Genomic DNA, 25590 nt, shown 5'->3' on the forward strand with positions numbered 1-25590 from the left:
TATACACTTTTTTTCTTCATTTTTGAATTTTAATCTTGTTTTTTACTTTTCCACGACATTTTTACTTAGTTCTGCACGCTTTAAAAGCACACATTGGTATTTTTCGCACCAATACACTGCACTTTCTTTACGTTGTGCGACTGATTTTTGGTAATTAAATAAATCATCCACTCTTGTTTTTAAAATTTCTGCCAATTTAAAAGCCAAGGTTAATTCAGGATCATATTTATCATTTTCAATCGCATTAATGGTTTGACGACTCACGTGCGCGATGTGAGCAACATCTTCTTGTGAGAGATGGTTTAAGCGGCGCAGTTCACGAATTTGATTTTGCATAGTGTTCTCCTCACGTTTCATCCTTTAACTCGTGTAAAAATTATTTAACACTATCTCTATTAAAGCACGTTTCATATGATTTTGCAAGGTGATTGAAAGAAAAACAGATTGGATACTAAACGCTTCTCTTAATTTGTTTTATTTTAATTCCCTTTTACTCTGAACACCGAAATCTTTAATGTCTTTGCTTGATGACTATTTATGAGACACTTTTTTGGCGAGAAAATCTCCGATAAATTGGACAATTAGAACAAAAATCAAGATTAAAATGGTTGCACACCATGTGACATCATTGAAGAATCGATTATATCCATAAGCAATCGCTGTATTTCCAAGTCCGCCTCCACCAACAGCTCCTGCCATTGCTGTCAATCCGATGAGTGAGATGACCGTAACGGTAGATACGCGAATTAAATTAGATAATTCTTCACGAAGATAGACAGTAAAGATGATGTCAATAAAATCCGCTCCTACTGTTTGAGCTGCTTCTATTTTCCCGTGATCTACTGATTCTAGTGATGCTTGAACTTGGCGTGCATAAAACGGTGCAACCCCAAGTGATAATGGTACAAGTGCTGCGGTTGAGCCGATTTGAGTATGCACTAATAATTGAGTGAATGGTGCAATGGCTGCTAATAAAATAATAAACGGAAACGCACGGCCAATAGAGACAACCTTATCTAATATCCAAAACAATGGACGATTCGGCGTAATTCCATCCTTTGCTGTTACAACGACTCCAATCCCAAAAATTAGACCCAAAATTCCGCCAATTAATGCGGAGAAGAAAGTCATGTAAAGCGTTTGTGCAATCGCCGTTCCCCAACCAGTTTGTCCGCCCCAGCCTAAATAAACAACATTTGGAAATGTGTGACTAAACCATGCAATCATTTGAGTCCTCCTTCATTAATTGGTCCGAGTACATTAAATTTTAATTGTTTTTCTTCAAAATATCTTTTTGCTGCCAAGCGTTGCTCAGTAGAGCCTTTTAATGTGAACACAAGGGAGCCAAATGGTTGTTGTTGAAGTAATTCCACATTCCCATAGAAAATATTAGTGGTCACGTCAAATTTCTTTGTGATGTCAGAGATGACAGGATCCTCCAGTGCTGAGGTAGCGTAATCCAGATGAATAAGTTCTTCATCAGAAGCGAGATTTTGCAAAATTTTTGTTTTTGATAATCCAGCGATGAAGCGATTTACAGAAGAGGTGGTTTCAATAAATTGTTTTGTAAGTGGAGCTTTTGGATCTGCAAAAATATCAATCAATGAGTTTTTCTCGATAATTTCTCCGTTTTGCATTACAGCAACTTTATTAGCAATTTCTTTCACCACTTGCATCTCGTGAGTGATTAAGACGATGGTCAAGCCCAGACGATCGTGTAAATCTTTGAGCAAATCCAAAATTTGATTGGTGGTTTTAGGGTCCAGTGCAGATGTTCCTTCATCTGAAATCAAGATTTCTGGATCATTGGCTAGAGCGCGAGCAATCGCAACACGTTGTTTTTGTCCACCAGACAACTGAGCAGGATATTTTTGTGCGAGTTCAGTAAGTTCAACCAACTCTAACAAATGTTCCACTTTTTCTTTTTTTTCAGCACTGGTCAAATAACGGATTTTTCCCGTTTTTTCGTCTTTTTGCTGCGTGTGTTGAAGCGCAAAAACAACATTATTAAAAACTGTTTTTTCTGATAATAAATTAAAATGCTGAAAAATCATTCCAATTTTTTGGCGGAAATTTCGCAATTGAACGCCCGACAATTTCACAGGATTTTCACTGTCAAAAACAGGTGTGCCATTAATGACAATTTGCCCTGTTGTAGGTTTTTGTAAGAGATTAATCGTACGGACTAAAGTTGATTTTCCTGCACCAGAATAACCAATCACACCAAAAATATCCCCTTTTTCAACGTGTAGTGTCGCACTCGAGACCGCTGCAAGTCCTGTTGTTTTTTGATCATCGCTTGCATTGGTTGGTGTATGTTGCACATTTCCTTTTATTTTTTCAGCTTTTCGTGGAAATACCACGCTGATGTTATTTAATTCAATGATATTTGTCATCCCTACCCCTTTATTTCTCTTTTTATTTTCTGTCAGTACTGACAAAAAATTTTTTGTCAGTACTGACAGAAAATCTCGCTATTGCGAGCTTTTCTTCACATCATTTTAAAATTTTAAGTCCCAAGCTGCTTTTTCACCACCGTCAGGATATTCTTTTTCTATCGTTGCTTTTACATTTTCAGAGTTATAAGCACTCACAATATCTTTGTAAATTTGCTTATTTCGATCTTTTTTATTTGCAACAATAATATTTACCCATTGATGTGAATCTGCATTAAAGGGTTCAACGAAAATTGAGTCTGAAGCTGGAATTTTTGCAGATTGAGCAAAGTTATAATTAATGACAGCAGCTGCAACAGATGGTAAGGTCCGCGGTCCTTGTGAAGCATCAACTTCTTTGATGACCAAGTGCTTTGGATTGCTTTTGACATCTTTAACGGTTGCTTGCAGTCCTTGAGATGAATTCAATGTAATCAAACCTGCATTTTTTAAAACATGCAGCGCGCGACTTTCATTTGTCAAATCATTAGGAATCGCAATCGTTGCTCCATCTGGAAGAGCATCTACACTTTTATATTGTGTGGAATAGAGGTGAATCGGAGTAATGATCGTATCCCCAATAGCAACTAAATCCCCATGATTGGATTGATTCCATGACTTAAGATAAGCGTAATGTTGAAAGGCGTTTAAATCAATATCATGACTGGCAAGTGCTTTATTTGGCTGATCTCCATCTGTGAAATTCACGAACTGTAAATCGATACCATAACTTTTCTTTGCGTTCGCCTTAACAACTTTCCATATCGCGTCTTCTTGTTTGCCTCCTGGCATGATTCCAAGCGTCACTGTTTTTGCATTCGTTTTAGTCTTGTGCAGTGCCCCAAAAGCAAAACCTGCTCCTATAATGACAATCAGTGCAATGATGACTCCAATAATTAATCGACGTGTTCTCATCTTGACTCCTCCTTTTTACTCCTATGCATTTTTAAAGCAGCTTTTTAGTGAAATCGCATGCCACCATCAACTAATATCGACTGTCCCGTGATATAAGCAGCTGCACTAGAGGCAAACCAAGCGACAACCTCAGCAACATCAGAAGGACGACCTTCCCGCCCTAGATAAATCTCATTGAGACAATTTTCTTGTTGCTGCGCTACTGTAAGTCCTTTAATTTGAGCCGTTTTTTGATCAATCGCATCCCGCATTGCGGTTCTTACGATTCCTGGATTATAGGCATTGACGGTAATTTTATCCGCTGAAAGTTCTTTTGCTGCAGATTGAGTCAATCCTCGAATTGCAAATTTCGATGCTGAATACGCACTTTGTAATGCTGAACCCTCAACGCTTGCAAGAGAGGCTGCATTTACAATTCGTCCCCCATTTCCTTGCTTTTTAAACTGCTTTGCTGCTGCCTGAATGCCCCAATATGTCCCCTTGATATTGACATCAAAAAGTCGTTCTACATCAGAAGGATCTGAATCCACGATTGCATCAATAAATGCAACGCCAGCATTATTAACATAAAGGGCTAGCGCACCTAAATCAGCGACAGCTTGGTCAACAAGCTCAAAAACCGCCAAACGATCAGAAACATCTAACACATAAGCTTTTGCGGATGCTCCTTTTTTGACCAAATTTTCAACGACTTTTTTTGCCGTCTCAGGATGGATGTCAACGACAGCAATCGCAAATCCATCTTCTGCCAAACGATAAGCAATTCCTTCTCCAATTCCCTGTCCGGCACCAGTAATAATGGCTAATTTTCCCATGTTTTCACACTTTCATGCGTCACTCTTATCGTCCTATTATTTAAGTTTCAAATCCCAAGCAGGAATTTCTTCTTTATGTGGGTAAGCTTCTTTAATCGCAGCTTTTGTGGCTTCGGATTGATAAGCTTCAACAACTTCTTTAAAGACTTTGTTATTTTCATCTGATTTTTTTGCAGCAATCAAATTGATCCATTGCGCACTGTCTTTATTGACAGGTTCAGCAAAGATTGATTGATCACTTGTTAATTTAGCCGCCGTAGCATAGTTTGTATTAATGACCGCTGCTTCAACAGAATCTAGTGCACGCGCAGTTTGTGATGCATCAAGTTCTTTGATGACCAAGTGCTTTGGATTAGATGAAATATCTTTTACTGTAGCTAAAGTGTCCCCAGAAACTGAGAGATTAATTAATCCAGCAGATTTCAAAACATAAAGCGCACGACTTTCGTTTGATGCATCGTTTGGTACGGCAATGGTTGAGCCATTAGCAATATCAGAAACGGATTTCACTTTTGATGAATACAGATGAATCGGTGTGATAAAGGTATTTCCCAAAGCCACTAATTTATTGCCGTTGGCTTTATTCCAAGCATCTAAGAATGCGTGATGCTGAAAAGCATTCAAATCCGTATCTCCATTAGCAAGTGCTGCGTTAGGTTGCGTATAATCTGTAAATTGAGTAAATTTCAATGTAATATTGTATTTGTCTTTAGCAGTTTTAGAAACTGCCTTCCAGATGATATCGTCTTGTTTGATGCCTGACATGATTCCGATATTTACTGTTTTTGATGCTGCTTTTGCTGGTTTTGCTTTATTTCCAAAAGCAAAGAATGCACCTACAGCAACGATGACAACGATAATGACAGCAATGATAATATTGCGATTTCTTGGATTCATAAAAATTCTCCTCTAAATAGTAATTTTTTTGTTCAATAATTTCCTCAAAAAAGTTGTGCACGACTTTTTTGAAAAGGGTTCATTTTGAATAAAAAAATTCGTCTCTATCTCTATAGAAACGAACTTTTCGTGGTACCATTCTAATTCAAGCGATATCACTTTTTTTAGCACTAAGCACTAAAAACAGAGGTGACATTTGCAACTCTTCGTTCAATAACGAGAACGACTCCGTTACCAGCTTGAATACTCACTGATACACACTGTTTTGGCCATTTTCACTAACTTCCCGCCGTTTACTCTCACCTGATGTAAACTCTCTGTGCTTGTTTGTTTAGTTACTTACCAAAATGTTTTTTTATTTCATGAACTCTATGAATTAATTATAGCAAGATTAAATGAACCTGAAGATACTATTTTTTTATGTTGCCTTAAAAATTTTTTAACTACAACTCACGCTCACTTTTCGATAAAAAAACTCTGATGATAACATCAGAACTTTTTTAAATGGTCTTTAAATTTCCATTTTTGAGATTTTCATAGAATGCCACAAGTGTTGCGGCTGCAAATGGATAGACGTAAATGCCGGCAAATCCAAGTGTGATTGAAACTAAGATGCTCCATCCAATAAAGCTTAGGATCATATAAAAATATTTTCCTTTGTAACCATTCATCATCACACGGCTTTCAGTGATAATGTCACGAGAGTTGGTGTATGTCCCATCTTTTAACTTATCAAATAAGATCATGTTCGACTGAGAATAACTGAATGCTTTTACAATGCCGGGAATAACAAAGAGTAAGGTCCATAAAAAGAGAAACAAAAACTGCCAAAGTTGTAAACACAATACTTTAAAGAACACGTCACGTTTAAAAACTTGAAACATATCTGCTTGCGCGTTGATTTTGCGCTCTTTTTCTCTAAACATGGCAATCAATGTAAACGTAATGGAAATGCCAACAAATAAAACAAAAATAGAAAGAATAGGGAAAACAACAGTTGTCATCACTGACGACTGTACGACTGGTTTTACTGTCGTAAGCCCCATAACGTATCGATAATTCGCCATCATAGCCGAAAAGCTACGTCCAGTGTTATAGATAAAATTAAGAATGCTAATGACGATTGGAATGATGAAAAGCCCAATGGCTTTCCCTGCGCCTTCACGGTAAATCACCGCTTTAGCTTGTTTTTTAAGATCTGAATTTTTCATAATGCCTCCATATAGATATAAAATTTTTTAACACTTTTAAACATGATTTTTCTGCGCCACGTCAGATTTTTCAATCGCCTCACACGCATTATAGAACGTTAAAGCAGGCGCTTTAATTTTTGACTGCAAAAACGCTGTTTTTTAATTCTGTCAGTACTGACAGAATTATTTTTGAGTGAACCGTCATTTTTATTTGTAAAGAATCATAAAGCGAATGTTAGTTTGACCTAACGCTCCTATTGTTGTTGACATTTTGACATCAATCAACTCATAGTTTTGCAATTGCAATGCTTCTAAAACCTCATTAAGCATCGCATTGGCTTCTTTATTGTCTCCTGCTGTCGTGAGCTTCAAACCACCCGTTGAAAAAGCATACGCATGAATCAATCCATTTTTTGGTAAAAACTCCATTGTTTCTCCTCCTTTCACTAAGTCGTATTCTTTTTCTAATTTTATCACTTCTTTTTCCATTAGTCAATTGACTACGCCAAAAAATTTAGAGAATGATTGTTTTAACGATTGTTTTATTGAAATCCAAATCGAAATAAGTAAAAAAATTTACATTTTTATCAGAATTATGTTAGAATAAATAAGTAAATAAAATTTGCACAATGGGTCTCGCAAACTGCGAGTGAGAAAGACCATCTGACCTGATCGAGATCATGCTCGCGTAGGGATGTGTATGCTGAATGTTTCAGCACTCTCTAACCCTCTTTGTGTACACAAGGAGATTTTTTTATGTCAAATTCTAAAGTTTTGTCACTTGCTGAAACAGCTATTTTTGTGGCATTAGCCCTTATTTTGAGCCTATTTTCTATTAATTATGCTCAAACCTTTTATATGGAACTCACGGTTATCCCGCTGCTTTTACTGGCCATTCGAAGAGGATTAGCGTGGGGATTAGTGGCAGGTTTGCTTTATGGCTTATTGGCCATTGTTCTAGGTGAGGTGACTCCACTTAGTTTTGCTCAAGGATTTTTGGAGTATATTATTGCTCCCATTTCTTTAGGACTTGCTGGAATCTTTCACACCAAAAATGGATCCACCTTTAAAACTGTGATTTATGCAACACTACTTGGTGTTTTTGTGAAATATTTCTTTCATTTTATTGCTGGAATCATTTTTTGGGGACAATATGCTTGGAAAGGATGGTCCGCATGGCTTTATTCGCTTGTAACACAAGGACTTTCAGGAATTTTAACCGCATTAGCTGCATTGATCATTTTAGGTTTAATTTATAAGGCCAGTCCAAAATTATTTGTGGTGAATCGATAAGAAATCTGCGTTAATCGCAGATTTTTTCTTTCATTTGGTTTATAATACATTTATGGCAAAAAAACAAAAAATTAAAAAAACATTAGTAGAACAAATTCTGGATAAAGCGAATCTTCCCTATCTCAGTTTATCACTCAACGCACTGGAAGAAAAAACCTTACCAGCAGGAATTGAGCGAAGTGATATCTACAAAACACTCGCATTAATCGGAGATAAAACTGGCCCCATCGTAGGCATTTTACCTTTAACAGAGCATTTATCTGAAAAAAAATTAGCAAAAATTTCTGGAAATAAGAAAATTTCGATGATTCCTCAAAAAGAGCTACAAAAAACGACTGGTTATATTCATGGGGCGAACAATCCTGTCGGCATTTGGCAAAATAAAAAATTCCCGATTTACATTGATCATCTCGCTAAATCGCGCGCTTTTATCATCGTTTCTGCAGGGGAAGTCGGACGTAGCGTTTCAATCAACCCAATCGCACTTGCTGAATTTGTTCATGCACAATTTGTCGAATTACGGGAAGCGTAAAATTTAAGCTTCATTTGTAGTGCTTCTCACTTCTTCCCTCTCACTAAAAGGAGCTTTTATGCGACTTCAAAAAACATATTCATTGACCTTGATTGCGATTGGAGCAGCAATTATTGCTGTTTTATCTCCATTTACTCTCCCTATAGGCACAGTTCCTGTGACCTTACAGACCCTTGCTGTTGGACTTGTTGCCACTGTCTTAAAAGCGCGTGAAACTTTTTTTGCCGTCTTACTTTATTTGATTTTAGGAAGTATTGGACTTCCTGTTTTTGCTGGAGGAAGTGCTGGGGTAATGACGTTTTTCAGTCCTACTGGAGGATATTTATTGGCCTTTTTGTTTGGTGGAACCTTGATTTCATTTGGCCTTCAACGTGTTTCTTATCGTCCTCTTTTTGCTTTTGTCGTTAATATTGTAGGTCATTTATTAATGCTATTTCTAGGTGCGATGTGGTTAAAACTCATCACTCATACTTCTTTAAAAACAGCGCTAATCCTTGGATTCACTCCTTTTATTGTTGTTGAGATTGTAAAAGCGATTATTGTGACGATTTTAGGACTGGCTTTGATTCGCGCACTGTCACATACTCATCAATACTTTACAAAAATGTAAAAAACAGCTACAATAATAACATGTTACCAAAGATTATCGTCGCGCTGTACCCAATTTTGGTATTTATTGCGCTTGTATTTATTTTTAAATTCTTCAGAATCCGTCCTTTAACACATCGGCGGCTCAAAATTCCTGATGTTTACACTGTTTTTCTCGTGATTGGATTGCAGATGTTTGGGCATCACCTTTCTAGTATTAGTATTTTACCCTATTATTTTTTGATCATTTCAGGACTTGCACTGGTGATTTTAATGCTCGATTTGCTCTATTATCATACCTTTAGGACAAGGACATTTTTTAAACTCTGGTGGCGCATCACGTTTATTATCACGTTCGTCATTTATTGTGCTTTTGCTATTTTCCTTTTGATCAATTAAAAAACATAAATGCTTCATTTTGGAAGCATTTTTTAATCAAATTGTTCCTGATACAAACTCGCATAATCACTATTTTTCAATAAGTTTTCATGAGCATCAAAGCCGATTACCCTTCCATCTTTCAAATAAAGTACCTTGTCAGCAAGTTTAACAGAGGTCATTCGATGTGTAATCCAAATGACCGTTTTCCCTGATGCAAGCTCCATTAATTTTCGATAAAGTTGTTTTTCTGATTGAACATCCAATGCACTATTAGCCTCATCAAAAAGATAAAGTTCCGCATTTTCTTTATAAAATGCTCTAGCAATCGCCAATTTTTGCCATTGTCCACCCGATAAATCCGTACCAGCAAACTCCTTTCCTAACTGAGTCTCAGACGTAAATTCTGCTAAACCTGAAAAATCAAGTGCTTTTTCAACTTCTCCCATCTTTCCAAAAGAAATAGAATCTCCAATTGAAAACTTAAATTTAGAAAAATCCTGAAAAACAGGCGCAATTTTTCCCCAATATGACTCTTGCTTAATTTCTCGTAAATCTACATTATTAATCAAAATCTTGCCTTTTGTTGGAACAAATAAATCAGCTAAAAGTTTTAACAAGGTTGACTTTCCTGAACCATTTTGCCCTACAATCGCAATTTTTTCTCCCTTTTTAATTTCAAGAGAAATACCACACAAACTAGCTCTTTTTTCATTGGGATAGAAAAACATTATATTTTCTAACTTTATCTGATTAATTTCACTAATTTTTATATTACCAGACTTATCAAAAGAACGTTTCATCAGTTTTAAGTATTTTTCTAACCACATCAAAGTATCATAAAGTAAGTCGGATTCTTCGACCAGACCATTTGAGGCCGAAATCGCTGCAACCAAACTTGATGCGAAACCAACGATAATTCCGATAGACAAAGTCCCCGAACGAACTTGAAAAATTAAATATATAAATGAAAATGCAGATACAAGAGAACTCACAATAATGAAAGCCAACGCAATCCCAAATTGCCGTAAGCGAACACGATTTTCTTCCTTGTGTACACTGTAAAAAAGTGTCCAATAACGTTTTTTCAAAAAGTTAAAAACGTTGAAAAGGCGAGCCTCTTTAGCATAATCTCGATTTAAGGCAATCTCAAGAAGATAATTCATTTTTCGCGCTTCGGGACGTCTTGTGACCAAAGTTTCAAAGGCTTCTTGTTGAATACGATAATGAATCAAACTTTGTGGTACCAAAACGATAATAATTGCCAACGGCAACCACCAAGTATAGTTGAACAGTAAAATAAGCAAAGAAAGTAAGGAAATAATATAACGCACATTTGAAAGTGTAAAAACAATTAGATTCACTGGGCGCCATGAAAGTTCGCTCCGAACAGTTTCTACATCATTATAAAACTCGGCATCTTCAAAAACTTCTAAATTTTTGATTTCAGAGGATTTTTCAATCAATTTTTGATTAATATTAGCAATCAGTATATCTGTTAAATAACCTGAAATGGCCGTTGTTGCAGGTGGAATTATATTTGAAATTAAGAGCAATACAGCCCAAAAAATTCCCCAACTCATCGAAAAGGCCGAACCTTTGGTCAGTTCGGTCGTTACTTTTTGAATAGAAAAAATAATTCCTGTCGGCACAAGGGCCTCAATTGGGACCAAGATGACAAGGATAAAAGTTCCCCATTTACTAGCTTTCGCAAAAGTTCTTAATCCTTCAAAAAGTAACAAAAAATATGATTTGAATTTTTTCATACTATCTCCAGTTTCATCTAAAAACTTAATAAACATAATTTGCCTTATCCACTCTATCCACAAAATAAAATCCGACTAATAATATACATCAAATTTGAATTATTTAATTAATTTACTAAAGATTGACTGAAAAAGGCAGCTCTTTAGTTTATTCTCTTACAAACTTTTTTGTAGAGTAGCATACAGAAAATTATTGAAACAAACATAGCCACTGCTATTGAAAGTAAAGCATTAAAATTGGTAATATGAGCCGAGAAGTTTGGAATTACACCAACAATCACAACAAACATCCCTCCAATAAACTTATCAATACTTGAGCTAACCGTATATATTTGAGCTAGCTCATAAGAATTTAAATGATTTTGTCGATAGTTGGTTTCAGATATACCCATAACCGTTTGTCCAATAGCAAGACAAATATAACTAATAATTATCATAATTAAATTTCTAGAATTTCCAAAAAATAATAGATACAGGATATAAAGAAATAACCCCATTCCATAACTAAAATAAATATTTTTAAACTCTTTTTTAAAGCTAATTATAAAGCTTGTTAATAAAAAAATGACGGCTAAAAAAGAAAGTAAATAAGAGTAAACTTGACTACTAATTCCAAGAGTTTTAGTGATAAATATCACTTCATAGGCATCAAAAATTAGTCCTAAAGTTCCCGTAATCAGCGAAGTAATAAACATATTAAATATGAACCTGTCTTTCATAACTATCTTGAAATCCTTAAAAAAACTAAAAGAAGTCCTTTTTTTCTTTTTATTGTTTTCTTCTGTCTTAAACTTAGTAAGCTCTTTGGGAAGTAAAAATAATAAAGAAGCGCCAATACATAAAAGGAAAGCATAAATGAAAAAAAGAATATTCTCATTTACATTTAAAAATATCCCCACAAATAACGGGGCTATAAAGTAAGAAATAGAACCAATTGACGTATAAAGAGAATAAAATTTAATTAGTTTTTCCTTTGATACTACCTTTGGAGTTATTGAGTAAATTGTACTATTAAAAATGACATTAATCGTTTCAATGAGAAAAACAATTGGTAAAATCCCATAACTCCTTTTAAAAAATATAATCAACAAAATTAACATTGCTTTTAAAATTTCAAGCATTATCAAAAATATTTTTTTATTTAATATATTTATATAAGAATTAATTTTAACTGAAAACAAAGCCGCAATTGCTTTAATCAACCAAAAAAACATCACCAAATGTACAGATATTTGAGCAAGAATAATATTAAGTAGGATGCTATACCCATATTCTGAAATGAGCGAAATAAACCTATTGGACAATAAAACAGCGAAATACTTATTCAATCCTCCTCCCTTCTAACATAAAACAAACTCTTTTAAAAAATTTAGTAAATATAATCCTTCTTATCGGCTCTGTCAACAAAATAAAATCCAACCAATAGTACCCCAAACATCAAAAATGAAGAAAATAAGTAAATCCAGTTTCCTGAAAAATTATCAAATAATACTCCATAAAACATCAAACCAAGTGGTGAAAGAATTTGGGCAGAAGTATCTATAATAGAGAACGCTCTACCCTGTATATTTTCAGGAATATTGTTTTGAGCAAAAGTCATCATGGGTACTCTGGAAAATCCTAACCCCAAACCCATAAATAACATCAGTATCGATAGAATGACCACTGTAAAAATCATCTGCTTCATCAAAAAACTTATAACGATTCCAAATGAAAAGATAGCAAAGGCACAAGAAAAGTATGAAATCTTCAGCAATTTAAAAAGTTGAAATTTAGGCAATTTTTGTACCAATAAACTACTCAATACAATCCCAAGAGGAAAACTAAGCTGAACAATTCCGAGAATCACTGTATTTCCCTGATAGTTTTTATTTAAAATAAACGGAATTCCAACATTGATAGAACCCAATAAAAAGTTAAGAACAATCATGATAGAAACAATGATCATTACAACGTATTTTTTATTTAAAATCTTTAAAACTTTTTTGTATGAAGTTCTTTCAACACCAGTATTCTCTTTTTCTTCAATCGTCGTATCAAACCTCTCAAAATTTAATTGAAATACGAGCAAAACAACAAGAGCTTCACAAACTATTTCAATCCATGAAAAAGCTCTTACTGAGATAAACGTAAAAACAAAACCAGCAACTGCTGGGGAAATAATGGCAAATAAGGCTCCAATCCCTTGTTCAATTCCATTTATCTTTGACATTTCAGTTTTATTATCTGATAGTGACTTTACAGAAGCATACATTGTAATTGAAAATAATAAATCCCCCAAATTAAGACCAATAGAAAAAAGGATATAGACTATTAAACCATGAAAAGGCTGCAAAATAAAACTCAGTAAGATAAACACACTAAATACTTGAGCAATCAGAAGCAATCGTTTATGGTTATATCGATCAACAATTATTCCGATTAAAGGCATAGCAATAAGCATTGCAAGGGAAGATACTGTGGACAATAATGCAAATTGAGAAGCCTGGTGAGTTTCTTTTAAAACTGTCCATGAAATCATAAAAGTCAACGTACCACTTGCCAAATTTCCAAAAAGAAACATCAAAAAAATCATTAATAGCTTATTTTTTATAAAGTATTTTTTCATAATTCCTCCTATGATTAATCCTTGATATCCTTTTGTCTACTCGTTCTAAATGATTTATCAAAACGGAATATCCATTAACTCAGGAAAAATGTTCAAATATTCAAACTCTTTACACAATTATAGAACTTTTCGAACTTTTGCTCAATACGCTTAAATTACAAAACATTCAACATTCAGCTTTATAACTTTTGTTATTTTATTAGAATGAGATTTTTTGTAATAAAAAATCCTGAATTATTAGGATTTTTTTACAGTCTATTTATTGCTTAGCTCTTTTAACAGCACAGCAAATTCTTCATTTGTTAATGTGATGCCTTTTCCCATCTTTGTGTGATCTGGTGACCATTGGCGAAGGTCGTATTTAGCTTGTGCATCGTTCCATGAGACACGGTTTAATTCTTTTGTCCATCCTTTTGGATTTTCAGAGAGCGTGATGAGATGCTCGACGATTTCAAATTTTAATTCTGCCATTTTTCTCCTTTTCTAGCCAAGCTGAGTGGATGTCTTGACTTCTTATTATACGTCAAAAATGCTTATCAATCACTTTATGATTCAATAATTTTGATGTCAATTCCTAAGTTAGTCATTTTTTCAATGATATGCTCGTACCCTCGAAGGATGAACTCAATATTAGAAATTGTCGTCGTTCCTTTAGCAATCGCACCTGCGACGACTAAACTGGCACCTGCGCGAAGATCTGTTGCTTTGACTGGTGCTCCAATCAAAGTACTGGGTGCTTCATAAACAATTCTGTCATTAATGACAGAAATTTTTGCGCCCATTCGTGCCATTTCAGAAACGTGATTCACGCGTTTTTCATAAATCGTATCCATAATCCAACCGCGCCCATTGGCGTGGAGTAAAAGTGGAGTGATGGGTTGTTGTAAATCCGTGGCAAAGCCTGGATAGGGAACTGTTTTGATATTGACCGCTTTTAAGTGTTCAGACTTATGTATCTCTATGGAATCTTCACGAATGGTCATGCGAACGCCCATTTCTTCCAATTTAGCAATGAAACTCTCTAAATGCTCAAAAATAACATTGTCAATCACAACTCCGTCTCCAATCGCAGCTGCAAGGGCAAGGTAAGTTCCTGCTTCGATGCGGTCAGGAATGACCGTGTGACGTGCGCCGTGCAACTGACTTTTCCCTTGAATCCGAATGACATCTGTCCCAGCACCGCGTACACGAGCTCCCATATTATTCAGTAATGTCGCCACATCAATAATTTCTGGCTCACGTGCCGCATTTTCAATCACAGTTATGCCGCTAGCTGTACTTGCTGCGAGCATTGTATTGATTGTCGCACCAACAGAAACCATGTCCATGTAAATTGTTGTGCCCTGAAGTTTTTCGTTTTTCGTTTCAAGATGCATTGCACTTTCTAAAAAGCTCATCTCAGCGCCTAAAGCTTCAAAAGCTTTGATGTGCAAATCAATTGGCCGAGGACCAAGATCACATCCTCCAGGAAGTCCCACTGTTGATTTTCCAAACCGTCCAAGCATCGCACCATTGAAATAATAAGAAGCACGCAAAGAATTGATTTTTCCATAAGGAAGCGGCATGGATTTGACCGTCCGTGTATCAATCACAAGACTTCCTTCTTCTACGTTCCGCACCACTTTTGCTCCCATAATCTCCATGATTTCAATCAAGCTACTTACATCTGAAATATCAGGAACACCTTCTAATGTGACAATATCATTTGCCAAAATCGTTGCAGGAATCAGCGCCACAACACTATTTTTTGCACCAGAAACTGTGACTTTCCCAGCAATGCGTTTCCCACCATTAATTACTATTTTTCTCATCTTTTTTCTCTACATTTATTGATTGTTAAATAATTACCAATCCTTATTCTATCATTTTCTCACACATTTTCATAGTTTGGCACAACAAAAAAACGTTGTCAGTACTGACAGCGTTTTATTTTATTTTTTATGTTTGATTTGATACAAAATTAAGCTTGGTGCTGACAGCAAAACAAAGACGATGCCAACTAAAATTGGATAAAACGCATCTGGTATTCCCTTTTGACCGCTTGCAGGGACGAAAGTGAGTAAAAATGCCGCCACACAAGCAATCATGCCCATGCAACAAAAGAAAATTAATCCAGGCGCATGATAGCCTACTTTCCCAATTTTTCCTTTGATACGCAAAACGATCGCAGAGATGAACATCAAAAGATACATGCACACATAAAGTGACACTGCCGTTCCAATAAAAAATGAAAAGACCATTGAAACACTGTCGTGTGGGAAAATCACGTAAAATCCAGCCAAAACGGTCACAATCACTCCCATGATGATTAAAATTCCTTCTTGAGCTCCTTTGGCATTCGTTTTCTTAAAATAAGCAGGCAAAGTGTCATCTTGTGCGGCGTGAAGTAGTCCACGCGAAGGGCCTGAAATCCAGCTGATGATTGAAGCAATCGCACCGAATACAATCGCGAACGCCATTACATTTCCCATAAATCCAAGATGAAATGCAGCAAATAATTTTTCAAATGCAATGACTGTCCCGTTGGATAAATTGACGTTTTTAGGAAGCACCATCGCCAAAATCAATGTGGGAAGAACAAAAATAATCAACGCACTGATAAATGCAACAGCAACCACACGTGTATATTTTTTAGGGTGTTCCATTTGTTGAGCGTGAACTGCATTAACTTCCATTCCTGCAAAAGCAAGTACATTTTGCACCACCAATGCGATCGCAGCAAAGTTCGTAAAATTCGGTAAAACAGAGCTATGTGTTAATGTCGGAGAGATCTTTTGACCCGTCACAAGCCACAATCCTCCCATGATAAGCAGTAAAATCGTAGGAATGATCACGCCAACTAATCCAGAAAATGAGGCAACTTTTGCAAAAAGATTTCCTCCCTTGAGTGACAACCACACGGCCAACCAAAAGACAACTACGATAACTGTTGCAATATAAAGTCCAGAATTGGGCAATTGATCTAGCCCAAAAATTGATGCGCCAGCAGCGGCTACAAAAGCAAGCTGAGCAGGATACCAGACGACATTGTGAATCCATTGCATCCAAACCGCTACAAGTCCCCAGCGCTCACCAAGTCCTTCTTTTGCCCACTCATAGATTCCACCTTCATAAGTCGCTCCAAGTTCGGCTGCTACTAGAGCGGTGGGAATAAAAAACATAACAGCAGGGATCAAGTATAAAACAACTGATGACCAGCCCATAATTGCCATTGCAGGCAAACCACGCAAGCCCGCAATCGTGATGATTGTCATAATAGACATTTGAAAAACAGTGATATAAGATTTTTTGGCATTCACAAAAACTTTCTTCTTTCAATTATAGTTCGTCCTTATTTTAGCATAAATAGATCAGAAAATTAAAAATGAACTGATTATTTTGATAATTTTTTTAAAAAAAATCGGTCTATTCAGACGCCAAAAAAATGTTGTCAGTACTGACAATATCAAAAAAACCTCTGTCAGTGCGCACTGACAGAGGTTTTTTACTCATTTTAAGTTCTCCTTTATTCAAAAACAAATTGGTTGTGATAAAGTTCCGCATAAAATCCGCCTTCGGCGACTAGTTCGTGCCTTTTGCTCTTGCTGCTTCAGCAGCTAAGCAAACGGACAGCGTAGTGAGCAGGCGAACGAAGACCGACAAAGTCGGCGAACTTCATTTCAAGTTCTCCTTTATTCAAAAACAAATTGGTTGTGATAAAGTTCCGGATAAAATCCGCCTTCAGCAACTAGTTCGTGCCTCTTGCTCTTGCTGCTTCAGCAGCTAAGCAAACGGACAGCGTAGTGAGCAGGCGAGCGAAGACCGACAAAGTCGGCGAACTTCATTTTAAGTTCTCCTTTATTCAAAAACAAATTGGTTATGATAAAGTTCCGCATAAAATCCGCCTTCAGCAACTAGTTCGTGCCTCTTGCTCTTGCTGCTTCAGCAGCTAAGCAAACGGACAGCGTAGTGAGCAGGCGAGCGAAGACCGACAAAGTCGGCGAACTTCATTTTAAGTTCTCCTTTATTCAAAAACAAATTGGTTATGATAAAGTTCCGCATAAAATCCGCCTTCGGCAACTAGTTCGTGGTGCGTTCCTTCTTCGATGACTTGACCATCTTTTAAGACAACAATTTTATCTGCATTGAGGATTGTTTTCAAGCGGTGAGCAATGACAAAGGAAGTGCGTCCAGCAATAGCTGCTTCCATCGCCCATTGGATTTGTTGTTCTGTGACAGTATCGACGTTGGATGTAGCTTCATCCAAAATCAAAAGATCTGGATTTGTCAAAATCGTCCGCGCGATAGAAATTTGTTGCTTTTGTCCGACAGAAAAGACGGATTCATCATCTGTGACGTGTGTCTCATAACCGTCAGGTAAGCTCTCAATAAACTCATGAATGTGCGTTGTTTTTGCAACCGTGATAATTTCATCCATTGTCGCATCTGGCTTACCAAACTTGATATTATCAGCGATACTTCCATCAAAAAGCACAGATTCTTGAAGCACAATTCCAACTTTACTTCTTAGACTATCCAAATCAAATTCCCGAATGTCTGTGCCGTCAAATTTGACCGCTCCATTATTCACATCATAGAAACGATTCATCAAGTTCATGACCGTTGTTTTCCCTGATCCTGTCGGACCAACAAGAGCAACCATTTGTCCTTTTTTCACATCTATCGTGACATTTTTAAGAACTGGTTTTCCTGGAAGGTATTCAAAATCAAGATTTTCAATTTTTACATCATTTTTGATTGCGTCAAAAATCACTCCATTTTCAGGACGCACTTCTTCTGGTTCATCAAACATAACATTCAGACGCGTTGCCCCTGTAATGGCAAGTTGGAGTTGTCCGAAGTTAGATGAAATTTGCATGATTGGATTATAATAGGTTTGAACGTATTGCACAAATGCAACTAAAAGACCAAGTCCAGTCGTAAGTGACATACTTGTATCACCAAGAACGTATGCGGTCCCACCAAAGATAACGATTGCGATGGACAACAGTTGAAAACCATTCATGAGTGGGAAAATCATCCCAGACCACGCTTGCGCAGCAAATGTCCGCTTTTTAACTTTTTCATTGTGTGTCATGAATCCGTTAATCGAATCTTCTTGTAAGCCTTCTACAATGATTGCTTTTTGACCTGAAATTTTCTCATCCATATAAGCATTCAACTGTGAAACTTCTTCTTGTTGTGCATCCGTTGCTTTTTTTGATTGACGGATGATGATGATTGCAGCCAAGATTGCAACAGGTGAAGCCGCAACAGTCAGCCATGCAAAAGTGATGTCTTTGTGGAAGATTTGAATCAAAACCCCTACAAAAACTGCTGCATTTGAAACGACAGAAACAAGCGCTTGATTCAGTGTGTTTTGGATATTATCCAAGTCAGATGTGAAACGTGCTAAGATATCTCCGTCTTGATGGCGGTCAAAGTAAGAAATCGTGAGACGTTCCAATTTACCAAACAAACCTTTACGCATACGATTTGTTGAATGAGCAACGATACGGCTAAAGAGCAATGTGTAAATCAGCATCGATACACCCGTTGCAAGATAAACAAGGAGAAGTTGCCACATTCCCTTCATGAAAGTCGCTGTACTTGCAGCATGTGAATGGGCAACCATAAGCAATTGACTCAATGGATGACCACTTGCTTTCATACTTTCAACAATTGATGCAGGAACATTATTTGTCGTTAATTGGCTCCAATCAGATGGCATCTTCGCCATTTGTTGTAAGCTATCAATCGTTGTTCCCTTAGGCAAATGTGCCACAACCTCGCTAGGAACATTACTTGAAGTCAAACTGTGCCAATCGATGGAATGACCTGTTGCTGCGGAAAGTTGATGAGCAATTTGTTGAAGTGAGTCTTGCGCTTGTGAAGAATAAGCAGCGACTTTTTTCAAGCCCTCAATCGCATCCCCCGCGTGTTGATGTGTGAAATAATCTTTCACATAAATCCCCAGATTTGTAATGGCATCTCCTAAAAGTGAAGGCGCTACGACTTGGAGATAAGTTGCTGCGATGATGAAAATCATAATCACAACGAATTGAAGTTTGTATTTTTTAAGATAAAGATAGAAAAATCGGATGGCAAGTGTGGTGTCAGACATTTTCTTTTGTGGTTTTTTAACGTTTTCCATGTCTTAATCCTCCTGTGCTTTCTGTGTTTCATAGATTTCTTGATAGATTTTATTGCTTGCGACAAGTTCATGGTGCGTGCCTTGTCCGACAAGTTTTCCTTGATCAAGGACGAGGATATTATCAGCGTGAACAACAGATGAAATTTTTTGTGCAATAATAATGGTTGTGGTGTCTTTAAGGTCTTTATTCAAAGCTTCTTGGACAAGTTTTTCAGATTTGGCATCAAGTGCTGAGGTTGAATCATCTAAAATCAAAACATTTGGGTTTTTGACAACGCCACGTGTGATGGAAAGTCTTTGCTTTTGACCGCCGGAGAAATTATTTCCGCGTTCTTCCACTTCTGATTCATATTGTCCATCTTTAGTTGTGATGAATTCTGCTGCTTGCGCAATTTGTGCTGCACGCGTCATTTCATCCTCAGTTGCATCTGCTTTTCCTTGCTTGATGTTACCTGCAATTGTTCCTGAAAATAGAATGGCTTTTTGAAGAACGATGGAAATATTTGACTTCAAAGTACCGCGACTGACTGTTTTTAAGTCTTTTTCACCAACATAGACCGTTCCTTTTGTAGGATCAAATAAACGCGGAATGAGTTGAGCAAGTGTCGATTTCCCAGCACCCGTCGCACCAACAATCCCGACCATCTGTCCAGGCTGAATCTCAAAGCTAATGTCTTTAAGTGTTGGTTCTTCATCATTTGGATAATTAAATGAAACATGATCAAATCTGACGGATCCTTTGAGACTCTCATCTTTAGCATTTTCATCGAAAGTCATGGCAGGTTTGGTGTTCAATACTTCGTTGATTCGACCAATCGAGACCATTCCACGTGAAGCAAACATGGAAATCATGCCGCCCATGATAATGGCAAACATGATCATGCCCATATAGGTCATGAATGTCGCAATCCCACCAATGCTGTCTTGTGCAATGGTTTGAGAATTCGTGACGAATGTCGATACAAAATAGATGGCAAGCCAAATCGCACCTTGAGCGATAATCGTAAAGAGTGGAATCATGGCTGAAAAGATTTTTCCAACGGCCCAGTTGTGATCGTAAAGTTCATCTGAGGTTTGATCAAATGCACCGATTTGATTTTTTTCTTGGACAAATGATTTAACCACGCGCGCACCACGCAAGTTTTGCTTGGCAATCGCATTGATCCGGTCTGTTAATTTTTGAAAGGCCATAAAGTGTGGCCCCATTTGACCCATCAGTACTGCTGTTACAGCAACAATCAAGACTATCAAAAGCACTGTAATCCACCATAAACGTGGCATTGTTGTGATTGATAAAATTACTCCTCCGATAAGAAGGACCGGAATACGCAACAAGATTTGGAAAATCATCATCATCAAGTTTTGGACTTGCGTGACATCATTGGTCATTCTGACCACGAGATTTCCTGCATTGAACTGTTCGACATTTTCGTAAGAAAATGTATTGATTTTTTTGTAAGTTTGCTCTCGGACATCAGCTCCGATTTCTTGAGCAATCCGTGCTGCTGAAAGTGTACTAAAAATAGCAAATAAAATCCCAATTGCAGCAACAATCAAAAGTTCAATACCATAACCTTGAATTTTGTCTGACATTTGATGACGCGTATAGGTCGTTGATGACATCACCGTCATGATGTGTTTCATGATTTGTGGCTGATAGAGCTGTACGCCTGCATAAATGAAGGTTGAAAATACAGAGAATAGTGCAACCCATTTATGTTTCATAATAGATTTGAAAATCATAAATTCCCTTTCTATAGGTAGAAGTTTTAAGATAAATACATGGTGTTTTTTATATTTCGTTAAAGCACATCATTATACCATGATATCCTTTTTGGTACAAGCATTTAAAACGATTTATCTAACTTTAATAGTTAGTTTAAAAATTCTAAAGCTAACTAATATAGTGTAATACTTTTATTCTGTTAAGTCAATGATTTAAGCTGGTTTTTATCAAAAAAGAGGATCACTTGTTCAGTTTTTTTTAATCCGAATGGGTGTACAAATAAATGTGCAAAAAAAAATATTTTTTTATTCACTTTTTCTCCCATTTGTGCGCATATCTTGTTATAATAGTAGGACATGACTTAATAAGGACGGTGAACCATGCAAAATACACGTTCCAATAATCTCAAACTGGCTGAAAAAGGCGTTTGGGTTTCTATTTTTGCTTATATTATTATATCGGTTGGGCAAATTACACTCGCACAACTGACCCACTCCGCTTCATTAAAAGCGAATGGGTTTAATAATTTAACAGATATTTTAGGAAATATCGCCATTTTAATCGGGCTGCGCATTGCTCGAATTCCTGCGGATAATGATCATGTCTATGGGCATTGGAAAATTGAATCCATTGCAAGTCTTGTGTCAAGTTTCATTATGTTTTTTGTTGGGTTTGAAGTATTGCGTGAGACGGTATTAAATATAATTACAGAAAAAGAAGAAACGATTGATCCGATTGGTGCTTTAGTTGCAGTGATTTCGGCGCTTGTGATGCTGGCAGTATTTTTCTATACGAATCGTCTCGCAAAGGCCACACAATCACACGCGCTTTTAGCAGCAAGTAAAGATAATCTCAGCGATGCTTTGACTTCTGTCGGAACAGCGGTCGCGATTTTAGCAGCGGTGATTCATTGGAGCTGGTTGGATAAAGCAATGGCACTTTTGATTGCTGGATTTATTTTAAAAACGGCGTATGACATTTTCAAAGATTCTGTTTTTTCACTTTCAGATGGATTTGATGAAACATTGGTTGAGCAATACACTCAGGCGATTACACGTGCACCAAAAGTAAAACATGTGAAACTGGTCCGTGGACGGACTTATGGAAGTAATATTTTTCTTGATGTTGTGGTTGAAATGTCGCCAGACCTTAGTGTTTTTGAGAGTCACGCTGCAACAGAGTACATTGAAAAACTGCTCATTGATCAATTTGATGTTTATGATGTGGATGTCCATGTTGAACCTGCTACTTTACCTGAAAACGAGCATTACGCGAGTCGTGCACTTGAATTACTCGCAAAAGAAGAAAAATTACTTAACGGGAGTGACTTAGCAGACTTACTGACACCCAATTTTCAAGAAATTGCAGAAAATGGAGCGTTATTGACACGAGAGATGAAATTACAAGCGTCATCAAACCTGTCAGTACTGACAGAATCAAATTTTGCGATTCAGGCGTATCATGCGCAGCAGGTGAGTAAAAAAACTTTTATTTTGACCTATGACTATCTTGAGCAGCAAAAAAGAATCAGAGTCACCAGTATTTGGCGGAGAAATGATGAGTGGCTGTGCCTTTATCGCCAACTGACGCCACACCTTTGAGTGTCACATCACAGACAAATTAAAAATCTGATGAATCAATTCATCAGATTTTTGTGTTCATGGTTGATTAGAATTTTTTTGAAATTTCTGTGAGTGCCGAAATGACGGCTGGTTTTTGATTTTCAATCAAATCCACACGTGCATCAATTTGCTTCATTCCCATCTTGATCGACCGTCCAAGTCCAAGAATGTCAAGTTTAGGTTCAAAGAATGCTTTATATTCTGCTGATTTCTCAGCAGTTTTAAAGAGGTTTGCGGGATAAATGACGAATTTATCAAAACTCATATCTCCACCTAATTTTTCTTTAATCCATTCCCAGTTTTCCTTTGCCCATTCCCAGGCCATATCTTGGCTGAATTCTTTACTCAACACGCGGAAATACCATGATGAAATATCCTGTGGTTTGATGATGGCACTGTTTTTCATGTGTGCAAGCAGTGTTGCTGTGATAGCAGGATCTTTTGCGTTTGACATCGCTGTTGAGAGCTCATCTTTATATTCTGCCACACTTGTTTTTGTGTAAGCCTCAAGAAATTGATCAACGCGTGCTTTTGAATTGGTCGATTTGATTTCGTTATTCAAAATAATCGGACGAATGTCTGCTGAGATTGTCTGCATCTTATCTGAATGAGCCGCAAAAATTTCACTGGCTTTTCTTTTTGCATCTGCATTTTCAGCAAAAATCATTTTATTTAGAACAAGACCACGCTGTGTTTCATCATCTGAACTTTCACCAGCTTGTTTTTCCCAGCCCAAGTGCGCATAATCTGCTTTAAATAGTCCATCAACGATAGCATGGAACTCTTTTTCTGTGCTGGAATCTTCATCAACAAACAACATCAAGTCTGAAATCACTTGATTTAGCGCTTGTGATACGATGTAGGATTTACGTCCTGCAAAATAAGGCAAGAGTTGTGCAACTTCGGCATAAGAAATCACCTCTCCTTTAGCTAAAATCTTACGATCTTGCAAAATTTGGAATTTCGTGATTTCATCTAATGTTGTCAGCGCTGACAGAAGTGCTGTCAGTAACTCCCCTTCATAATTAACGACATAATGCGCTGCATTTTGATCATTTAACCGCAATGCAACACCTGCGTTGGCTGCTTTCAAGGCTGCAAATCCTGACAGACGAATTTCACTTTCCCCAAGCACATCTGGCAACCCTTTCCATGAGCTGTTCAATGGAATTTGCCATACACGTCCCTCATCTTTTCCTTCTCCAACGAAAAATTGTTTTTGAGAAAGGACAAGTTCGTCATTTTCGACACGAACATCAACGACAGGATATCCTGGTTGATCCAACCATGAGCGCATCAATCCAGCAACATCTTTGTTTGATGTTTCAGAAAGTGCCACCCAAAGATCATTTCCGACGGTATTGCCATATTTATGTGCTTCAAAATAATTGTGCAATCCTGCTGAGAAATCTGTATCCCCAAGCCATTTGCGCAACATCACCATCAACCGTGCCCCTTTTGCATAAACAATGGCAGGATCAAATAAAGTGTTGATTTCATCTGGATGCGTCACTTCAACGTGGACAGATTGAACGCCGTCAGTCGCATCACGATTGAGTGCCATATTTGCTTCGACAATAGAGAAGTGATTCCAAATGTCCCACTCTGGATGAAGCGCATCACACGCAACATATTCCATCATGTTAGCAAAAGATTCGTTGAGCCATAAATCATCCCACCACTTCATTGTGACGAGATCTCCAAACCATTGGTGTGCTAGCTCGTGACAAATGACAGACGCGACATATTGCTTACTTGCTGAGGTCGCATTTTCTGGATCCACAAGCATACACACTTCACGATACGTAATGCAGCCCCAATTTTCCATTGCTCCAGCTGAAAAATCTGGTAATGCAATGTGCCAACTGTGTGCAAGAGGATAAGGCGTTTTGAAGTAATCCTCGTAAAATTCGATGCATTGCGTCGCAATTTCAAGTGGAAAATCGAGCGCTTCTGGTTGATGTGCTTTTGTTGAAAATGTTCCAACAGTCACACCAGATTTTGTTTTTGCAGTTTTGTATTGCATCTCGCCAAGAACAAAAGCTAACAAATAAGAACTCATCTTGACGGTTCTCTCAAACACATGAATGCCTTCAATATTGAGCAGTTCAGGCATATTTGAAACAATCGTATCGCCTGGTTCTTCGTCAAATTTGACAGAAAGATCAAACGTTGCTTTTGCTTCAGGTTCATCAATAGATGGAAATGCTTGGCGCGCAAAATGGCTTTCAAACTGTGTGCCAATCAGCATTTTCTTTACGCCATCAACTTCGTAATATGAGGGATAAATTCCCATCATTTGATCTGTGATTTCTCCTTCATACTCAAAGGAAATCGTTACAGGACCAGTTGTTCCAACTCCGACTACGATTTCTTCATTTTCGTAATCATTCATAAAGTTGGTCTCTACACTAAACGCACGCACTTTACTAATTTTTAAATCTTTTGCGTGAAAATAAACGTTTTCGCTTTTTGCTTCTCCTTTAATCGCTACTTGGCCTTTAAAAGTCTTTGTTTTGCGATCAATGTCAAGAAATATCTTGTAGTTTTCAGGCACAAAAGTGTCGATAAGATGTTTTACAGCCATAGTTTCTCCTATTATTTAGTACTTCTTTCATTATATCAAATTGAACATCATTTTTCGAGTTTTAATCGTCTTTTTAACCAATCATCTTCCATCAAAAAAAGA

The 25590-nt window shown here is 37.0% G+C and carries 22 protein-coding genes and 1 riboswitch; of the genes, 5 read left to right on the forward strand and 17 right to left on the reverse strand.

Features of this window, described 5'->3' with window-relative positions; genetic code table 11:
- Window positions 1-42: 42 nt before the first annotated feature.
- The 8 genes from GHI93_RS01870 to GHI93_RS01905 form a co-directional block, all read right to left on the reverse strand.
- A complete protein-coding gene (locus GHI93_RS01870) occupies window positions 43-336 on the reverse strand; it encodes a helix-turn-helix transcriptional regulator (RefSeq protein ID WP_153495070.1) in 294 nt (97 codons plus the stop codon).
- A 195-nt stretch (window positions 337-531) separates the two neighbouring features.
- Window positions 532-1227, reverse strand: a complete 696-nt coding sequence (locus tag GHI93_RS01875; protein ID WP_153495072.1) for a methionine ABC transporter permease — start codon at window positions 1225-1227, stop codon at window positions 532-534.
- The gene (locus tag GHI93_RS01880) at window positions 1224-2396 is read right to left on the reverse strand and encodes a methionine ABC transporter ATP-binding protein (protein ID WP_153495074.1); all 1173 of its coding nucleotides are present in this window, start codon (window positions 2394-2396) and stop codon (window positions 1224-1226) included. The genes GHI93_RS01875 and GHI93_RS01880 overlap by 4 nt, the downstream gene beginning before the upstream one ends.
- Before the next feature lie 105 nt (window positions 2397-2501).
- A complete protein-coding gene (locus GHI93_RS01885) occupies window positions 2502-3350 on the reverse strand; it encodes a MetQ/NlpA family ABC transporter substrate-binding protein (protein WP_153495076.1) in 849 nt (282 codons plus the stop codon).
- Window positions 3351-3394: 44 nt separating this feature from the next.
- A complete protein-coding gene (locus GHI93_RS01890) occupies window positions 3395-4165 on the reverse strand; it encodes an acetoin reductase (RefSeq protein ID WP_153495082.1) in 771 nt (256 codons plus the stop codon).
- Window positions 4166-4201: 36 nt separating this feature from the next.
- Complete coding sequence (locus GHI93_RS01895) at window positions 4202-5062, reverse strand: MetQ/NlpA family ABC transporter substrate-binding protein (protein WP_153495084.1); 861 nt, start codon at window positions 5060-5062, stop codon at window positions 4202-4204.
- 500 nt (window positions 5063-5562) lie between these two features.
- On the reverse strand, window positions 5563-6273 hold the full coding sequence (locus tag GHI93_RS01900; protein WP_153495086.1) for a DUF975 family protein: 711 nt from the start codon (window positions 6271-6273) through the stop codon (window positions 5563-5565).
- 189 nt (window positions 6274-6462) lie between these two features.
- A complete protein-coding gene (locus GHI93_RS01905) occupies window positions 6463-6732 on the reverse strand; it encodes a hypothetical protein (RefSeq protein WP_153495088.1) in 270 nt (89 codons plus the stop codon).
- A 142-nt stretch (window positions 6733-6874) separates the two neighbouring features.
- Window positions 6875-6967: riboswitch (TPP riboswitch) on the forward strand.
- 44 nt (window positions 6968-7011) lie between these two features.
- Here GHI93_RS01905 and thiT point away from each other — a divergent pair.
- Genes thiT through GHI93_RS01925 form a run of 4 tightly spaced genes read left to right on the forward strand, consistent with a single transcriptional unit; the run spans window position 7012 to window position 9067 of the window.
- Window positions 7012-7548: an energy-coupled thiamine transporter ThiT gene (thiT, locus tag GHI93_RS01910; RefSeq protein WP_153495090.1), complete on the forward strand. Its 537-nt coding sequence runs from the start codon at window positions 7012-7014 to the stop codon at window positions 7546-7548.
- A gap of 52 nt (window positions 7549-7600) precedes the next feature.
- On the forward strand, window positions 7601-8080 hold the full coding sequence (locus GHI93_RS01915) for an aminoacyl-tRNA deacylase (RefSeq protein ID WP_153495091.1): 480 nt from the start codon (window positions 7601-7603) through the stop codon (window positions 8078-8080).
- Between the two features lie 58 nt (window positions 8081-8138).
- The gene (locus tag GHI93_RS01920; RefSeq protein WP_153495093.1) at window positions 8139-8690 is read left to right on the forward strand and encodes a biotin transporter BioY; all 552 of its coding nucleotides are present in this window, start codon (window positions 8139-8141) and stop codon (window positions 8688-8690) included.
- Window positions 8691-8710: 20 nt separating this feature from the next.
- Window positions 8711-9067, forward strand: coding sequence for a DUF3397 domain-containing protein (locus GHI93_RS01925; RefSeq protein ID WP_153495095.1), 357 nt, complete (start codon window positions 8711-8713; stop codon window positions 9065-9067).
- A 32-nt stretch (window positions 9068-9099) separates the two neighbouring features.
- Here GHI93_RS01925 and GHI93_RS01930 read toward each other — a convergent pair whose 3' ends face one another.
- The 8 genes from GHI93_RS01930 to GHI93_RS01965 form a co-directional block, all read right to left on the reverse strand.
- Window positions 9100-10812 carry an ABC transporter ATP-binding protein gene (locus tag GHI93_RS01930; protein ID WP_153495097.1) on the reverse strand — a complete coding sequence of 571 codons (1713 nt, stop codon included), beginning with the start codon at window positions 10810-10812 and terminating at the stop codon, window positions 9100-9102.
- 143 nt (window positions 10813-10955) lie between these two features.
- Window positions 10956-12140, reverse strand: a complete 1185-nt coding sequence (locus GHI93_RS01935; protein WP_153495098.1) for an MFS transporter — start codon at window positions 12138-12140, stop codon at window positions 10956-10958.
- A 41-nt stretch (window positions 12141-12181) separates the two neighbouring features.
- Window positions 12182-13420: an MFS transporter gene (locus tag GHI93_RS01940; RefSeq protein WP_153495100.1), complete on the reverse strand. Its 1239-nt coding sequence runs from the start codon at window positions 13418-13420 to the stop codon at window positions 12182-12184.
- A 255-nt stretch (window positions 13421-13675) separates the two neighbouring features.
- Entirely contained in the window at window positions 13676-13891 is a 216-nt protein-coding gene (locus tag GHI93_RS01945; RefSeq protein WP_153495102.1) for a YdbC family protein, read from the reverse strand.
- A 74-nt stretch (window positions 13892-13965) separates the two neighbouring features.
- Complete coding sequence (locus GHI93_RS01950) at window positions 13966-15231, reverse strand: UDP-N-acetylglucosamine 1-carboxyvinyltransferase (protein ID WP_153495104.1); 1266 nt, start codon at window positions 15229-15231, stop codon at window positions 13966-13968.
- A 120-nt stretch (window positions 15232-15351) separates the two neighbouring features.
- Window positions 15352-16719 carry an amino acid permease gene (locus tag GHI93_RS01955; protein ID WP_153495106.1) on the reverse strand — a complete coding sequence of 456 codons (1368 nt, stop codon included), beginning with the start codon at window positions 16717-16719 and terminating at the stop codon, window positions 15352-15354.
- Window positions 16720-17423: 704 nt separating this feature from the next.
- The gene (locus tag GHI93_RS01960; protein WP_170272367.1) at window positions 17424-19523 is read right to left on the reverse strand and encodes an ABC transporter ATP-binding protein; all 2100 of its coding nucleotides are present in this window, start codon (window positions 19521-19523) and stop codon (window positions 17424-17426) included.
- Between the two features lie 33 nt (window positions 19524-19556).
- A complete protein-coding gene (locus GHI93_RS01965; RefSeq protein WP_153495109.1) occupies window positions 19557-21278 on the reverse strand; it encodes an ABC transporter ATP-binding protein in 1722 nt (573 codons plus the stop codon).
- A 381-nt stretch (window positions 21279-21659) separates the two neighbouring features.
- Here GHI93_RS01965 and GHI93_RS01970 point away from each other — a divergent pair, with 381 nt between their 5' ends.
- On the forward strand, window positions 21660-22880 hold the full coding sequence (locus GHI93_RS01970) for a cation diffusion facilitator family transporter (RefSeq protein WP_153495111.1): 1221 nt from the start codon (window positions 21660-21662) through the stop codon (window positions 22878-22880).
- Between the two features lie 67 nt (window positions 22881-22947).
- Here the strand turns inward: GHI93_RS01970 and GHI93_RS01975 are convergent, their stop codons facing one another.
- A complete protein-coding gene (locus GHI93_RS01975) occupies window positions 22948-25488 on the reverse strand; it encodes a M1 family metallopeptidase (RefSeq protein WP_153495113.1) in 2541 nt (846 codons plus the stop codon).
- Window positions 25489-25590 lie beyond the last annotated feature (102 nt).

Source organism: Lactococcus hircilactis, from assembly GCF_009601015.1.
Taxonomy (GTDB): domain Bacteria; phylum Bacillota; class Bacilli; order Lactobacillales; family Streptococcaceae; genus Lactococcus; species Lactococcus hircilactis.

What these genes read in the sequence shown, in the direction of transcription:
- GHI93_RS01870 (WP_153495070.1), bottom strand. Translation starts at nt 336, where the DNA reads ATGCAAAATCAAATTCGTGAACTGCGCCGCTTAAACCATCTCTCACAA.
- GHI93_RS01875 (WP_153495072.1), bottom strand. Translation starts at nt 1,227, where the DNA reads ATGATTGCATGGTTTAGTCACACATTTCCAAATGTTGTTTATTTAGGC.
- GHI93_RS01880 (WP_153495074.1), bottom strand. Translation starts at nt 2,396, where the DNA reads ATGACAAATATCATTGAATTAAATAACATCAGCGTGGTATTTCCACGA.
- GHI93_RS01885 (WP_153495076.1), bottom strand. Translation starts at nt 3,350, where the DNA reads ATGAGAACACGTCGATTAATTATTGGAGTCATCATTGCACTGATTGTC.
- GHI93_RS01890 (WP_153495082.1), bottom strand. Translation starts at nt 4,165, where the DNA reads ATGGGAAAATTAGCCATTATTACTGGTGCCGGACAGGGAATTGGAGAA.
- GHI93_RS01895 (WP_153495084.1), bottom strand. Translation starts at nt 5,062, where the DNA reads ATGAATCCAAGAAATCGCAATATTATCATTGCTGTCATTATCGTTGTC.
- GHI93_RS01900 (WP_153495086.1), bottom strand. Translation starts at nt 6,273, where the DNA reads ATGAAAAATTCAGATCTTAAAAAACAAGCTAAAGCGGTGATTTACCGT.
- thiT (WP_153495090.1), top strand. Translation starts at nt 7,012, where the DNA reads ATGTCAAATTCTAAAGTTTTGTCACTTGCTGAAACAGCTATTTTTGTG.
- GHI93_RS01915 (WP_153495091.1), top strand. Translation starts at nt 7,601, where the DNA reads ATGGCAAAAAAACAAAAAATTAAAAAAACATTAGTAGAACAAATTCTG.
- GHI93_RS01920 (WP_153495093.1), top strand. Translation starts at nt 8,139, where the DNA reads ATGCGACTTCAAAAAACATATTCATTGACCTTGATTGCGATTGGAGCA.
- GHI93_RS01925 (WP_153495095.1), top strand. Translation starts at nt 8,711, where the DNA reads ATGTTACCAAAGATTATCGTCGCGCTGTACCCAATTTTGGTATTTATT.
- GHI93_RS01930 (WP_153495097.1), bottom strand. Translation starts at nt 10,812, where the DNA reads ATGAAAAAATTCAAATCATATTTTTTGTTACTTTTTGAAGGATTAAGA.
- GHI93_RS01940 (WP_153495100.1), bottom strand. Translation starts at nt 13,420, where the DNA reads ATGAAAAAATACTTTATAAAAAATAAGCTATTAATGATTTTTTTGATG.
- GHI93_RS01945 (WP_153495102.1), bottom strand. Translation starts at nt 13,891, where the DNA reads ATGGCAGAATTAAAATTTGAAATCGTCGAGCATCTCATCACGCTCTCT.
- GHI93_RS01950 (WP_153495104.1), bottom strand. Translation starts at nt 15,231, where the DNA reads ATGAGAAAAATAGTAATTAATGGTGGGAAACGCATTGCTGGGAAAGTC.
- GHI93_RS01960 (WP_170272367.1), bottom strand. Translation starts at nt 19,523, where the DNA reads ATGTCTGACACCACACTTGCCATCCGATTTTTCTATCTTTATCTTAAA.
- GHI93_RS01965 (WP_153495109.1), bottom strand. Translation starts at nt 21,278, where the DNA reads ATGAAACATAAATGGGTTGCACTATTCTCTGTATTTTCAACCTTCATT.
- GHI93_RS01970 (WP_153495111.1), top strand. Translation starts at nt 21,660, where the DNA reads ATGCAAAATACACGTTCCAATAATCTCAAACTGGCTGAAAAAGGCGTT.
- GHI93_RS01975 (WP_153495113.1), bottom strand. Translation starts at nt 25,488, where the DNA reads ATGGCTGTAAAACATCTTATCGACACTTTTGTGCCTGAAAACTACAAG.